A 13,439-nucleotide genomic window follows, 5' to 3' on the forward strand; every position below is an offset into this window, starting at 1 on the left:
GGTGGGCGGGGGCGGGGGCTGGGTAGGGGCGGCGGGGGAGTCGCGCCGAAAGCCACGGCGACAGGATTAGAACCTACGTACGAGTAACGTCGATGGGTCCCCTCCCCACCTCAATGTGGTCTCAGCGCCCGCCTGGCCGCGTTGATGACGTTGTGGGCGTCGGTTCCGTACACGGCGGATTCGCTCAGGGTCTTCCAGACCTTCGCGTACAAGGCGATGTTGTCGGCGTCGTCCAGCCACAGCTCGGCGTGCCAGTCCTCCGCCGAGACGACCCGGTCGTCCAGGATGCAGAAGCTGTTTCCGGGCGGGATCTTCACGGAGGCCGAGAGCGGAATGATCCCCAGTTCAACGGTGTCCATTCCGATGGCCCCCGCGAGCCGGTCGAGCTGGGCGACCAGCACGGAGGGCGGACAGACGAGGACGCGCAACGCGGCTTCCCACATGACGACCCGCAGCCGATGACCTGATGTGTACAGCCAGTCCTGCCGCCGCATCCTGACCCGTACAGCTTCCTCAGTGTCGGTCGTGGAGCCGTGCAGCTGTGCGTACCGGGTGAGTACCGCCCGCGCGTAATCGGCCGTCTGGAGCAGCCCTGTGACCGTGGATTCTTCCCATACTCGGATGACCCGCGAGCGGGCGGTCTCTGTTGCCCAGTTCTCCTGCACCGGGCTCTGCCCTGCCGCCAGCTGGCGGCGCCATGAGCGGATATGGGTCTCGAACCCTGCGAGCCGGCCTACCAGTTCGCCGTAAGCCTCGGGCTGCCCGGTCGCGTCGACCCACGCCCTGAGGTCTCTCTGTGTGGCGGTCTGCCGTCCGTGCTCCAGCTTGCTGACCTTCGAGACGGGCCAGCCCAGCCGCGCGGCGAGCTGCGTACCGGTGATCTGCCCACCAGCGGCGGTGAACCTGAGCCCCCTCAAACGCGCGCCGAGCGCCTCGCGCGCCTGCTGATAGTCGGTCACCGGTACGCGTCTGCTCCTATTCCATGGCGGCTACCTGCGCCGCGAACTGGTCGTATGGGACGGCGTGATGCAGGGCGGCGTCACGCGCGATGGCATACCGCACGACTTCGGCGGGCTCCGTCTTGGCTTCGTAGCTGGTCAGTTCGTCGGCATCATTGAAGTGCAGCACCACGACAAGGCGCGAATCGAAGATCCAGAAGTCCTCTTCGAGCAGCCGCAGCCGCTCAGCATCCGACCGCCACAGACAGCGGGCGTCCTCACCTGTGGCGGCGTTGCACGCCGCGTAGCCGAGCAGGAACCGTTGTCCGTCAGTGGGCGGATTGTCGACGACCCGTACCCGCCCGATGGCCTTACCCAGGTCGACCTGGCGCCGGATGTTCTGGTGCCACTCGCCGGCCATGTCGGGCTCCCACACCACGACGCCGGTCTTGAGGAACTCGTCGAACGTCTCGTCACGGTCCGACGCGTAGCCCCGCCTGGTCTCCAGGTGCCATGCGCTGTGCTCGAAGTCCCTGAACAGACGGGCGAACTCGTCCGCGTCAATCACCTCGGGCATCGGGTTGATCTCCTTCGGCGCCCAGTTCACAAGCAGTTCGCGCGGTACGACGACCGCCGCTTCTCCGGCGCCGAAGTGGTGCAACTGAGCAAGGTCTTCGGGGTTGGTCAGCGGCCTGCCCTGCACCACGACCTCTGGCGTGTCCAGACTCTCGTGCAATGCCGGGCAGTTGCCGACCTTGCTGTCGGTACCGGTGAAACGCAGTCGCATGGTTGTGGTCCTCTCGTGGTTGCGGACCACTCCAGGATGCGCGGGCCGTACATCACGGACTACAGCGTGCATCCGACCTTAGGAGAAAGAAAGAGGAAAGCCAGTCCCCGGACGAGAAAAAACGAGAAAACACCGTAGTGCGCCCTAACCGCTCGTCCCTAACGTCCCGTTCATGCCCACGAAGAAACCTGACACCGACCCCGTCGCGGCGATGGAGTCCCTCAGAGCAGCACTGACCGAGGTCGGCATCGTCCTGCCCTCCCTGCGGATCGACCCCGCATCCCCGCAACTGCGGCTGGTCGAGCTGGGTCGTGTGCGTGCCGACGTGGCCGTGCGCCTGGCGGAAGCGCTTCAGCGAGGGGGCCGCGAGTGACCCCCTACGACAAGCCCCCGACGATGCTCAGCCACGGCGAACTGCCCTACCCACCCGGGACACTCGTCGAGGACACGCGGCACGACCGGACCGGCGAACTCGTCGGCGTGATCGAGGAACGCCTGAAGGAGTCCGGCAAGCTCCTCAGCCGAACCGCCTACGTGCGGCCGAAGGGGGGCGGCATCGAGTGGGACGCGCCCTTGGCCCGTATCCGGCCCGCTGAAGCGCAGCCGTGACGACGCCGACCAAAGTGGCTGCCCTCCTCGGCCCTGGTGACCACATCGGCTATGAGGGGCAGTGGCGCACGGTGAGGGCCACCAGAACCGACATCGGCGCGATGGGCGGGCTGTTCGTGGTCGTCACCTGGGAGGAGGGTGGCACGGACCGTTTGCGGGCGGGTGATGAGCTGCTGGTGGGCGTCCCGGAGTCACCGCCCCGGAGCGCGTAGGCCGTCGCGGGGGACGTCGCGGGAACCTCCGCCGCTCTCACGGAATGGGATGTGCCGCTCAACCAGATCCAGATCCAGATCGCGAAGGGTGACGAGTGAGCACCCCAGGCATGGTGGCCGTCCTCCTCGGGCCTGGTGAACTGACTCAGCCGAAGAGGGCCACGACTCCATTCACCCAGATCGCAACGAACGCGAGGGCCCCCACCAGGCAGCCGACGCCCGCCAGTACACCGCTCACCGACCACGGCGCGGAGGGCTCCTCGGACTCCTCTTCCAGGCCCTCCCGGTAGGAATCCGGGTCGTCCCAGGCGACGGGGTGCCCCAGTTCCTCGGCGCAGGCGGTGCGTACCGCGACGAGCTGGCCCTCCGCGAAGGCGGTGGCAGCCGTCGCCTCGGGGCCGTGCCAGGCGAGGGCCTTCATCCGCCGCCCGGGAGACCCGTACCGCGCCTCGAAGGCGGCGGTCTCGTCAGCGTCGCGGTCCTCGTCGAGGTACATCCAGCGTCCGGCCTCGGCGGGGTCGCCGTAGAGCCGGTACACCTCGGCCAGACGTCGGCGGAGCGTCAAGTCGTACGGGAAGGACGAGACGAGGCCACGCAAACGCTGTCGCGCGACGGGTACCCGGCCGGCGGCCAGGTCCGCGTCGACTCGGGCGAGGGTCTCTGTCAGGGGCATGAACGCATGATCGGGTACCGCACTGATCTGCGTCGACCGACTTTTGTTGCGGGATACGCAGCCGGCCGGCGCGATCCGCACCCCACGAGGGGAAGGTCAACCCGCGTCCACGGACGCCCTGACGAACTCGACGAAGGGGGCGAAAGCGCCGACGGGGAAGGTGAGGGGCGCTCGGGCGGGGGCCTTTGAGTCGCGGACGGCTATGCGGGTGCGTGAGTTGGCGATCTCCAGGCAGGCGTTGCCGTCGCCGCTTCCCGAGTAGGAAGACTTCCGCCAGTTCTCGGGGATGGTCACCGGACGCCTCACAGTTCCTTGGCCAGCCTGTGGATGAAGTCACGCGACCGTTCCGGTTCGAGTGACACCGCCTCCACTCTACGGAAGAGGGTTCGAAAGACTGCGAGTTGAGCTTCGGAGTCGATGAAGAGGGCGCCGTGAGGGCCGTCGCGCACCACGGTGTCCAGCCTGGGAACCACACCTCCGGCATAGACCATGTCTGCTGTGATGTCGGCGAAGTCGTCCAGCGCGAAGGGGATGACACGCACGGTGACGTGGTCTGCTTCGGAGAGCTCCAGGATGCGAGCGAGCTGAGCCCGCGATGTGGCACGGCCTCCGACGTTGATGCGCAACGCAGCCTCATGGACCAGCGCTTCGTACGGGATCGGCTGCGCCTCCTCGATGACAAGGCGTCTCTGCATTCGGTGCAGGACGCGCAACTCAAGCTCGCTCTCGGGGAGTTCTGGGACCCGACGGGAGAAGAGCGCCCGGGAGTAGTCCTCGATCTGGAGGAGGCCGGGGATGTGCAGGAAGTCCACGTCCCACCTGTGGGTGGCATGGTGTTCCAGTTCGGACAGGTCAAGGAACGAGGTCGGCAACAGGCCTCGATACTCCTCCCACCACCCGCGCGTCCGGTCGGCCGCCATCGACGCCAGGGCATTGATGAGCGACTCGTCCGTACACGCGTAGTGGGCCGCGAGCCTTCGCAGCCGCTGCTCGCTCACGCCAGACACCCCGGACTCGATCTGGCTGATCTGAACGGAGTTGACGCCGAGCAGCGCCGCTGATTCCCGCGCGCTGAGGCCTGCGGCCTCGCGGAGCCTGCGCAATTCGACTGCCAGACGCATCTGACGCGCGGTTGGTTCGCGCTTGGTCCCCATCGACCGCTCCTCGGCTCAACGAACGTGCGAGTGCAACTCGTTCGGGGGTCAGATTACGCGACCAGCTTGCCGATTCTTAAATCTAAGGTCTACCGTCGGTGACGCAACGCACACCCTGCGGAACCCCGGGCCCCCGGAAGCGCACCGCTCCGCCCTGCCGCGACGACTGCGGCACGCCACCGCCCGCCGACCGCAACCCCCCACCACCGAACGGGAGTTGACGCATGCCCGCATCCGAGAAGGAAACCGACCCCGAGTCCTGGGAGTACTCCCTGTACATCCCCAACGACCTCCGCGCCGTCACCATCAGCCGCCGCACCCTCCGCCTGATCCTGACCACGCACGGACTGACCGGCTACCTCGATCTGGCCGAACTCCTCGCCTCGGAGTTGGTGTCCAACGCCGTACGCCACACCAAAGGCCCCGCCGCCCTGCGCGTGCGCTGGTCGGCCGGTGTCCTGCGGATCGGGGCCTGGGACGCGGACCCCCGACCGCCGGAGCCGCCGCAGGAGTTGGGGCAGCTCACCGAGTCGGAGGACGGGCGCGGGATGGGGATGGTGCGGGCCTGCGCCGATGTGTGGGGGTGGCAGCCGCTGAGCCGGTTCGGGAATCGCGGCAAGTTCGTGTGGTGCGAACTCGGCGCCGGCGATGTCGGCGGCAGTGGTCCGGCAGCACCCCTACCGGCGGCCTAGCCGTACCCGCCCCATGCGGGACTCCTGGTGAGGCCCTGTGGAGTAACCCGGGAGGAAAGAGTTGATAACCTGCCCTACTGTCCGATTATGACCACTTCACGTACCCGTCTCGCTGTGATGGCCACGGTCCTCGGTCTGATCGCGGTGCTCGGGGTCGTATGGCTGGTCAAGTCGGCCACCACCGGAAGTCAGAACACGAGTGGCAGTGGCACCGACACCTCGGCGGCCCGTTCCACGGCGGCTTCAGATGCCACGGACGGCGGAACGACGGCGTCGGGGACGACAACGGGCACCGGCCAGACCACGGGATCCGGGCAGACCGCGGGATCCGGGCAGACGACAGGCTCCGGACAGACGACCGGGAGCACGACCGGTGACGGGGGTCGCACGCCGGGCGGGGGCAAGACTCCTGGCGGGGACAAGCGGTCGATCAGCGTGAACGGCCTACGCATCGACGGCAACGGCAACGGCGACGGATGTGTGACCTTCATCAACAAGACGTCCACCCCCGCCCGCATCACAGGCGTCTCCTTCACCAAGGTCCGCGGAGCGGGCGATCCGACGATCAGCTCCGACAACGCCGCCCACTGCGACGGACAGCAAGACGATGACGCGGACCCCCCGTGCGACGGCCTCCGGCTGATCGAGGGCAAACAGTGCCAGGCGGGAGCGGTCCTCGGGCCAGGAGCCCACGGGCACTACACCGTGGGGGCAGTGGCCAGCTACACCTTCGTCTGCGACAACGCCAAGATCAATCCGTGCGATCACGCGTCGGAGGCGGGCGGTCCACCCCCGAGTCCCCAGAACCCCGTGTCGATCTCCGGCGAGAGCGCTCCTCTCCCCACGGGCCTCGACGTCGGGGGCACACCCCCCGACACACCCCCGACGGACGACACCGATCCCGGCAATCCACCCCAGCCCGTCAACCCACCCCCCGGCGGCACCCCGACCACCCCCAGCCCCCCGGAGCAGTGATGACGGCCGCCCCCACGCCGCCGCCCGAGCCCTCCGACCAGCAGCCCGTCTCCGCCCGGGTCCGGCACCTCGCGGAGGCACTCGGTCCGACGACGCTGGCGACCGCGCTGCTGATCTACTTCGGCTACGTCGCCACCCGCGCGCGTTACGACTACTTCGGCGTCCCCGTGGACATGACCGGCCGGTCCAACCAGGGCCTGATGCTGGACGGAATGGAGGTCGTCTTCGTCCCGGCGGCGATGATCTTCCTGGGGGTCATGGCGCTCGTGGCGATCCACGCCCTCGTCACCTGGGTGCTGGCCCGCGACGCGGGCGGCGACGCGTCCGCCGCCCTCCTCCTCGCGTACGGCTTCGTCCTCGTCGGCGTCATCCTGATCGGCGAGGCGCTCATCGGCATGTTCGTCCAGAGCTCCGACACGAGCGTGAAGTTCGGCATCGTGCCGCTGGCCCTGGCGTTCGGACCTGCGGCGGTGGCGTACGGGGTCTGGATCTACGGCCGCCGGCGCGGGAGCCCGCTGCTGTCGCAACGTATGGCCAGGAACGGTGTGATGTGCGTACTCGCGCTGGGTGTGGCCGGGCTGTTCTGGGCATCCACGCAGCTGGCGTGGGCGTACGGCAGGGGCCGGGGCGAGGAGGACGTCACCGCTCTCGGTCGCCGCCCCGAGGTCGTCATCGACTCCAAGGAACCGCTGGAGGGGCTGCCGACCGGGGTGACCCCGATCCAGCTCGGGAAGCCCGGCGAGAGCGGGCGGGAGTACCGCCACCGCTACCGGGGATTCCGGCTGTTGCTGGCGTCCGGCGGACGGCTGTTCCTGGTCACCCCGCAGTGGCAACTCGGCCGGGACCAGACGATCGTCCTTCCGTACGCGGACGACATCCGCGTACAGCTCATCCCGCAACGCTGAACACGGCTCCGTCAAGGTTCGCTTAAGGATCGCGATCGAGCCGGAACCGGAGCCGGGGCCGGTCTAGAAAGATCCGTATGGAACTCACCCAGATACGCCTGCTGGTGTCCGACTTCCCCGCCGTCTACCGCTTCTACCGGGACGTCCTCGGGCTCAAGCCGCAGTTCGAGGCCGAGAGCGGCCCGTACGCCAAGCTCAGCCCCGACACCGGACACGCCGCGATCGCACTGCAGGACCGGGCGCAGCTGGCCGGCGTGCTCGAGCGGCTGGGGGCGGAGCCGGAGGGGTACCGCGCGCTGGTCGTGCTGCGGGTGGACGACCTGGACGCCGCCCACGCCGAACTCACCTCGCGCGGGGCGGATTTCGTCCGGGAACCGGCTCCGATGGGCGACCGGATACGGGTCGCCTACCTGGAGGACCCGGAAGGGAACCTGATCGAGCTGCAGGAGTGGCTGGCGCTGCGCGACAGCAATGGCGGCGGCCATTGAGAGACTTTCATCCTGATCTCGCAGGTCACGGGGCTGGTGTGGGTCGGGGATGACGGACTCGTGCCGGTCAGCATCGTGATCGTCCTGGGGAGATCGTCGGTCACCTCTGGATCTCGGTGTTCGCGAGGACGAGGAGGGCCCGCAGGAGGATGGATGCGGACCTTGGTGAGGATGCGCCAGGTCTTGAGGTTGGCGAAGCCGTGCTCGACGGCGGCGCGTTCGCGGCTGAGCAGACGGTTCGGCGCTGTCACGTTGGTTAGCCGGGTGAAATGATCTTCTGGTTGATCGTGCTGGAGGGGGCTGTCCGTGGAGGCCGTGTCGCTGTCGTACAAGGGGCACCGGTACCCGGTCGAGGTGACCTCCCACTGCGTGTGGCTGTACTTCCGCTTCCCGCTGTCGTTTGCGCGAGGTCGAGGAGCTGATGGTCGAGCGCGGGATCGTCGTCTCCTACGAGACGGTGCGCCGCTGGTGCGCCCGTGGCCGAGCCCGAGCAGACCGCCCGCGACACCGCGAGCGGCCCGCTGCTCGGGTCAGCATGAACTGACTATGCGTCAGCCCTCCTCGACCGTACGGCGCCTGCGCGCGAAGTAGACCGCGGCGGCGCCGGCCGCCACGACCGCGAGACCGGCACCCGCGAGGACGGGAGTACTGCTCGACGCGCCGGTCTCGGCGAGATCTCCGTTCGTGGTCGGGTCGTTCGCCCCCGTGTACTCGCTCGGGGTCGGGGTCGCGCCCGCAGCGGGCGCGTCGTTCGTGGCCGACTCGCTCGGGGTCGGGGCCGGGGTCGCGCTAGGAGCGGGCGCGTCGTTCCTGGCGAGCTCCGCCGCGAAGGCGCCCGCGATCACTTTGTGGCCTTCGGCGTTGGGGTGGGGATCCTTCTTCGTGCACGCCCAGGTCAGCTGGCAGATCTTGGCCACGTTCGCCGGCACCTCGCCCGCGCCGGGTACGTTCACCTGGGTGGTGAAGTCGTTTGAGGAGAAGGTCCCGGGCAGGTCCGCCACCTTGAAGCCGGTGGACTTGTAGACCTGGCTGATCCCCGTGTTGGCGGCCTCGAGCAGAGGTGCCGACTCCTTGGCGGCCTGCTGCCCCGCGGCACCCAGCAACCAGGCCGCCAGGAACGGGTTGTAGTACGTCGAACCCACGAACTGGGTGTCCTTCGCGCCCGCCTTGCGCAGCGCGCCGGCGATCTGGGCGAGGTTGGTCGCCATGGTCTGGCTCCGGCTGTTCAGGCACGCCCCGTCGAGGGTGCCGGCCGGGCTGACGCAGTTGAGCAGGATGTCGTTCGCGCCCACGCTGAGGGTCACGTAGGCGACCTTGCCGTGGTGCTGGGCCATGGCCTTCAGTGCGGCGTCCAGTTGGGACTTGGCGTTCGGGTAGTCACACTTGCCGCCCTTGAGCAGAGACTCGGTGGTCTCAGCGGTGCAGCCCAGACGTATGTGCTTCAGCCCGGGAGTGCGCTGCTTGAGCTGCGTGTACAGCTGGTCGGTGTAGGCGACGTCGGTGTCCTTGTCGACGTCCGGCTGGTAGCCAGAGGCCAGGGAATCGCCGAGCGAGATGTAGTACGTCGCGTCCTTGCCGTCGGCCGCCCCGTCGGCGGTGGCCAGTCCGGGCGTGCCCAGCACGATCGTCATGGCAGCGACAGTCAGCCGGGAGCCGACACTCAGAAGGGGTCTCATCACTTATGTGCACTTTCCAGTTGCTGGGGGGGGTGAACGCCCGAAGGACGCGGCGTGAAGTGCGGCTGGAGGGCAGCGGGAATTCAGCCGCTACGGTTTTCGGGCACCCGAAGAAGGCCTCGATAAAGGCATGGGGGGCACGCCTCCGTGAGACTGCGGGATCTGCCCGACTTCGCTTCGGAGGTGTGGGCATCAACCTAGCAAGGGCGACACGGACTTGGGCATGGGGACCGATAAAGGGAAGGTCACAATGACACTCGTAATCAACAGAAGGGCTCGGTCGGCCGGGAATTGGTGACCGGACCCGCTGGTAACCATTCACTGAGTGATCGACTGAGGCTGAATCCTCCGCTCGGCAGCCCCTCCCACCTGCACGCACTGAACCACTCCGGGATCAGTTGAGGCTCTACGGGTTGGGTCCGGCCGCCGGTTGGAGCTGGTTGAGCGTAGTAATTGCCCTTGCGTTCGGCGGGCGGAACGACGCCGGTCGCGGAATGCAAACGCTGAAGGTTAAACCAGCCTGGCTTTTTCTGCGGAGTTGGACAGCACACGGCAGATCTGCTCGACCCCGAACGCCTTTTGAACTCGCCGATGAACGGTACGAGCGATTTGACGGCCGGTCGAACTCGGCCGCAAAGACAGCCGACGCCACATCAAGACCGGGCCCCCGCCGTACAACTGGGCGCGGGTCATGCTGGATCGGCGCCGCAGGACCGTCCTGGCCGTAGTACGCGGGCTCGTGTACGTCGGTGAAGCCGACGTCCGTGAAGCCGGCTGCCGCCAGGATGCCTTCCGTTACGGCCGGGTCGGCCAGTGAGAACGCGTCGGGGCCCTGCGATGCGGCTGACGTGGTGGTGAGGGACCGGCGGATCGCGGTGGCCCACTCGTTGCGGGCACGTTCCTGCCAGACCAGCGGCACCCGACGTGTCCCCGACCACAGAGCACCTCCGATGTTGGTGAACGCGGCGACCGGGTCGGTGAAGAACATCGTGCCGAACCTGCTGATGCACAGGTCGAAGCCCCCCGGGGGAAAGTCGTGGACCTGGGCGTCCGCCTGCTGGAAGGTCACGTCGGTCAGGCCCTGGTCGTCGCTGAGGCGGCGGGCCCGTTCCAGCATGGGCGCGGAGAGATCGACGCCGACCGCGCTTCCGGTGACGGCGGCGCGAGCGGCCTCGCGTGTGGACAGTCCCGTGCCGCAGCCGATGTCGAGCACACGGTCGTGAGCGCCCACGCGGGCAGCGGCCCGGAAGTGTTCGTTGTGCAGGCGCAGTTCAGCGTCGTAGTAGAACAGGCCGGACTGGTCGGGCTGGTCGGGCTGGTCGGGCTGGTCGGGCATCGCCGTCACCGGATCCTCTCGTTGTCGGCGTCGGTGGCCATGCCGACGTCCCTCTGGTGGCGCCGCAGACGCTCTGTCACCATGCGGAGAGGTGGATGGGTACGGGTGGTTTGCCGCATTGAGGGGGCAGTATGCCGACGACGCCGGATCCGGGAGCACCCGAGGCGGCTCCCGACGAGGAACCCTGGCTGAACAGCCGCCAGATCGCCGAGCTGTGGCCGGTGCGTAAGGATTGGCTTCCGGGAACCGCTCATCGCGCGGATGTCCGCACCCGCCGGTACGGCGGGGGGGGGCGGGGGACGTACGGGGGGGGGCCGACCCATTACTACTAACCACCCCCGGGTGCGCGGGGGGGGCCGCAGGGTGTTGTCCCGGGGGCGCCGCCTCGGTGGTGCTGGGGTGGTGCTGGGGTCAGGACGGGTCGCCGTACTGGAGGCCGGCGGGCGGAGTTCTGGAGCAGATTCCGGTTCCGCCTCACCTGCGGGGTCGTCCTGGCCCTGGTCCTCCTCGTCCTGGGGGTGGCGGTCTACGACGTGGTGTCGTGATGGAGGGGAGGGTGCGGGCCCGAAGGGGCCTCCGGGCCACGGCGGCCTAGCCGTGCAACCGCCCCCCACAATGCGGCCAAGGCCCCGCCCCCCGTTTCGCATACAGCCTCTTCGCGCGCATCGTCTGTTCCGCCCCCGTGGCATCCTGTGGCCGCCCGGAGCCCCCCAGGTGCTGCCACGTCTGCGTGTCGAACTGGTAGAGGCCGCCGTACGTTCCCGACGGGTCCACCGCGTTCGGGCGCCCCCCGGACTCGCAGGCCGCCAGTGATCCCCAGTCCAGATGGTCCGCCCCGTGTACCGAGGTCGGCAGGGGTTTCGAGCCGACCCTCACCAGTTGGGCCCGAGGCTCGCGCACCGTCTCCGTACGCACCCGGCGTGGCTTCTCCTTCACTCCGTTGACCGCGCGCAGGGCGAAGGTGACCCGGCGCAGACCCGGGCGGCCCGTCTGGTCGACGATCTCCGTGCCCTTGAACAGGGTCGCGTCCCGGGTGCGCCGCACGTCGAAGGGGATCGGCTCCTCGTGTACCTCCTTGGAGGCCGTCACGCGCAGCACCGTCACCGTCTGGCCGTCGCGCGGGAAGCTCTCGGGGATCACCGAGATGGTGTCCTCGCCGCGCAGGGTGATCCCGGCCTCCTCGACCGCCTCGCCGACGGTCGCCGCGTTCGTACGGATCGTGCGGGCCCGGCCGTCCGCCATGATCGTCACCGAGCGCTCGGTGCGGACGTCGATGGCCAGTCCATGGCGGCCGATCTTCTGGGAGCGCGCGAGTGAGAGGTATGCGCCCTCGGCGCGCACCCCGAGCTGGGTGAGTGCTTCCTCCACCGTGTGTGCCGTCGTCCACACCTCACGGCGTTCACCGTCCAGAGTGATGCGTACGGGTCGCCCGTAGTGGACGCGGACCTCGTCGCCGCTGGCCAGTGCGGTACCCGGCGCGGGGGCGACGACGTCGTGGGCGCCGACCGCGACCCCCTCGTCGGCCAGCAGTTCGGTGACGTCGTCGGCGAAGGTGTGCAGGGTGCGCGGCTTGCCGTCGACGCTCAGTTCGATCGCCTTGTCCTTGGCGACGAAGGCCGTCGTACCACCCGCCAGGAAGGCCACGACGAGTGCCTGCGGCAGCAAACGCCGGAGGGCGTCGGGCCGTTCGGATCCCTTGCGGCGCCTGGCCCCCCGCCCCTCACGGACGCGCCCGCCCGTCATCTGCTGCTGGGGCAGCGTGGGCGACAGCTGCGGCGCCGACGGCTCGTAGGCGGGCCGGTACGTGTCCTCGTACGGCAGCAGCCCGTACGCCACCGTCTCGGCGGTGTGCGGGTCGTACCCCCCGTACGGCGATGGCTGCTCGGGCCCACTGGCGGGGCTGTACGTCTCGTACGGCGAACTGCTCACGACGACACGCTCCAGGTTCCGGCGACGAGCACCAGAACCTAGCGGAGTGGCCGTCACTCTCCAAAGCGACGCGGCTACGGAGCGTCAACAGACGTGAGTGTGCGTCAGTAATCGAAGGCGCGTGCGGTGTTCGTCGCGATGGCCGTCGCGAGCGTGTCCTCGTCGATGCCCCGCACCTCGGCCATCGCGCGCAGGGTGATCGGAATGAGGTACGGAGCGTTGGGCCGGCCCCGGTACGGCGCCGGGGTGAGGAAGGGGGCGTCCGTCTCGACGAGGACCAGTTCCAGGGGGGCCACGGCGAGCGCGTCGCGCAGGGGCTGGGCGTTCTTGAAGGTCATGTTCCCGGCGAAGGACATGAAGTAGCCGTTCGCGGCGCAGACGTGGGCCATCTCCGCGTCGCCGGAGTAGCAGTGGAAGACGGTCCGCTCGGGGGCGCCCTCCTCCTTCAGCACCCGCAGGACGTCGGCGTGCGCGTCCCGGTCGTGGATGACGAGGGCCTTGCCGTGCCGTTTGGCGATCTCGATGTGCGCCCGGAAGGACCGCTCCTGGGCCGCCTTGCCGTCGGGTCCGGTTCGGAAGTAGTCGAGTCCCGTCTCGCCGACGCCCTTGACCTGCGGAAGCGCGGCGAGCCGGTCGATCTCCGCGAGCGCCTCGTCGAGGGCCGCGTCCCCGCCGGGCACCCGCGCGCCCTGCCGGGACCAGCCATCGGGGTCGCCGTGGACGATGCGGGGGGCCTCGTTCGGGTGCAGGGCGACGGTCGCGTGCACGCTCTCGTACGTGGCCGCCGTGTCGGCGGCCCACCGGGAGCCCTTGAGGTCGCAGCCGACCTGGACGACCGTCGTCACCCCGACCGACGCGGCCTTGGCGAGGCCTTCCGCGACGGTGCCGGACTGCATGTCGAGGTGGGTGTGGGAGTCGGCGACCGCCACCCGCAGGGGTTCGGGCAGCGGCGGCGCTTCGACGGCTGGGGACTTGGCAGACATGCCCCTGATCCTACGAAGGGCGCAAAGCCCGCGCCCCTGAGGGGCGCGGGGAACTGCGCGACCAGCCCCCACCGGCCCGCAG

General features: G+C 68.9%; 16 protein-coding genes and 1 pseudogene. 8 read left to right on the plus strand and 9 right to left on the minus strand.

Features of this window, described 5'->3' with window-relative positions:
• Positions 1-110: 110 nt before the first annotated feature.
• Both ADL01_RS28885 and ADL01_RS28890 read right to left on the minus strand, forming a co-directional pair.
• The gene (locus tag ADL01_RS28885) at positions 111-959 is read right to left on the minus strand and encodes a helix-turn-helix domain-containing protein (RefSeq protein ID WP_053744935.1); all 849 of its coding nucleotides are present in this window, start codon (positions 957-959) and stop codon (positions 111-113) included.
• 16 nt (positions 960-975) lie between these two features.
• Entirely contained in the window at positions 976-1,725 is a 750-nt protein-coding gene (locus ADL01_RS28890) for a DUF6879 family protein (protein ID WP_053744936.1), read from the minus strand.
• 172 nt (positions 1,726-1,897) lie between these two features.
• Here ADL01_RS28890 and ADL01_RS28895 point away from each other — a divergent pair, with 172 nt between their 5' ends.
• From ADL01_RS28895 to ADL01_RS28905, 3 genes are read left to right on the plus strand one after another with little or no spacing between them, the layout of a single operon-like run.
• Positions 1,898-2,098, plus strand: a complete 201-nt coding sequence (locus tag ADL01_RS28895) for a hypothetical protein (protein ID WP_053744937.1) — start codon at positions 1,898-1,900, stop codon at positions 2,096-2,098.
• The gene (locus ADL01_RS28900; protein WP_234354828.1) at positions 2,095-2,334 is read left to right on the plus strand and encodes a hypothetical protein; all 240 of its coding nucleotides are present in this window, start codon (positions 2,095-2,097) and stop codon (positions 2,332-2,334) included. The genes ADL01_RS28895 and ADL01_RS28900 overlap by 4 nt, the downstream gene beginning before the upstream one ends.
• Positions 2,331-2,546 carry a hypothetical protein gene (locus tag ADL01_RS28905; RefSeq protein ID WP_053744938.1) on the plus strand — a complete coding sequence of 72 codons (216 nt, stop codon included), beginning with the start codon at positions 2,331-2,333 and terminating at the stop codon, positions 2,544-2,546. The genes ADL01_RS28900 and ADL01_RS28905 overlap by 4 nt, the downstream gene beginning before the upstream one ends.
• Positions 2,547-2,691: 145 nt before the next feature.
• Here the strand turns inward: ADL01_RS28905 and ADL01_RS28910 are convergent, their stop codons facing one another.
• The 3 genes from ADL01_RS28910 to ADL01_RS28920 form a co-directional block, all read right to left on the minus strand.
• Positions 2,692-3,219 carry a DUF6584 family protein gene (locus ADL01_RS28910; protein WP_053744939.1) on the minus strand — a complete coding sequence of 176 codons (528 nt, stop codon included), beginning with the start codon at positions 3,217-3,219 and terminating at the stop codon, positions 2,692-2,694.
• Positions 3,220-3,315: 96 nt separating this feature from the next.
• Positions 3,316-3,513, minus strand: coding sequence for a DUF397 domain-containing protein (locus tag ADL01_RS28915; protein WP_053744940.1), 198 nt, complete (start codon positions 3,511-3,513; stop codon positions 3,316-3,318).
• Between the two features lie 8 nt (positions 3,514-3,521).
• Positions 3,522-4,373, minus strand: a complete 852-nt coding sequence (locus tag ADL01_RS28920; RefSeq protein ID WP_053744941.1) for a helix-turn-helix domain-containing protein — start codon at positions 4,371-4,373, stop codon at positions 3,522-3,524.
• 224 nt (positions 4,374-4,597) lie between these two features.
• On the opposite strand from ADL01_RS28920, the gene ADL01_RS28925 reads away from it, so the two are divergent.
• The 5 genes and pseudogenes from ADL01_RS28925 to ADL01_RS46710 form a co-directional block, all read left to right on the plus strand.
• On the plus strand, positions 4,598-5,065 hold the full coding sequence (locus tag ADL01_RS28925) for an ATP-binding protein (protein ID WP_053744942.1): 468 nt from the start codon (positions 4,598-4,600) through the stop codon (positions 5,063-5,065).
• Positions 5,066-5,152: 87 nt separating this feature from the next.
• Entirely contained in the window at positions 5,153-6,040 is an 888-nt protein-coding gene (locus ADL01_RS28930) for a hypothetical protein (protein WP_053744943.1), read from the plus strand.
• Positions 6,040-6,945: a hypothetical protein gene (locus ADL01_RS28935; protein ID WP_053744944.1), complete on the plus strand. Its 906-nt coding sequence runs from the start codon at positions 6,040-6,042 to the stop codon at positions 6,943-6,945. The genes ADL01_RS28930 and ADL01_RS28935 overlap by 1 nt, the downstream gene beginning before the upstream one ends.
• 77 nt (positions 6,946-7,022) lie before the next feature.
• Positions 7,023-7,433, plus strand: coding sequence for a VOC family protein (locus ADL01_RS28940; protein WP_053744945.1), 411 nt, complete (start codon positions 7,023-7,025; stop codon positions 7,431-7,433).
• Between the two features lie 306 nt (positions 7,434-7,739).
• A pseudogene (locus ADL01_RS46710) lies at positions 7,740-7,938 on the plus strand (IS6 family transposase); the annotation flags it as partial.
• Positions 7,939-7,984: 46 nt separating this feature from the next.
• On the opposite strand, the gene ADL01_RS28945 reads toward ADL01_RS46710, so the two are convergent.
• The 4 genes from ADL01_RS28945 to ADL01_RS28960 all read right to left on the minus strand — a co-directional run bounded on the left by ADL01_RS28945 (position 7,985) and on the right by ADL01_RS28960 (position 13,357).
• A complete protein-coding gene (locus ADL01_RS28945) occupies positions 7,985-9,064 on the minus strand; it encodes an SGNH/GDSL hydrolase family protein (protein ID WP_053745038.1) in 1,080 nt (359 codons plus the stop codon).
• Positions 9,065-9,515: 451 nt separating this feature from the next.
• Positions 9,516-10,445 (minus strand): class I SAM-dependent methyltransferase, encoded by a 930-nt coding sequence (locus ADL01_RS28950; protein ID WP_234354829.1) that lies wholly within the window; start codon positions 10,443-10,445, stop codon positions 9,516-9,518.
• A gap of 591 nt (positions 10,446-11,036) precedes the next feature.
• The gene (locus ADL01_RS28955; protein ID WP_053744946.1) at positions 11,037-12,374 is read right to left on the minus strand and encodes a resuscitation-promoting factor; all 1,338 of its coding nucleotides are present in this window, start codon (positions 12,372-12,374) and stop codon (positions 11,037-11,039) included.
• 104 nt (positions 12,375-12,478) lie between these two features.
• Complete coding sequence (locus ADL01_RS28960) at positions 12,479-13,357, minus strand: TatD family hydrolase (protein ID WP_053744947.1); 879 nt, start codon at positions 13,355-13,357, stop codon at positions 12,479-12,481.
• Positions 13,358-13,439: the final 82 nt, after the last annotated feature.

The organism is Streptomyces sp. NRRL WC-3618 (assembly GCF_001280005.1).
Classification (GTDB): Bacteria; Actinomycetota; Actinomycetes; order Streptomycetales; family Streptomycetaceae; genus Streptomyces.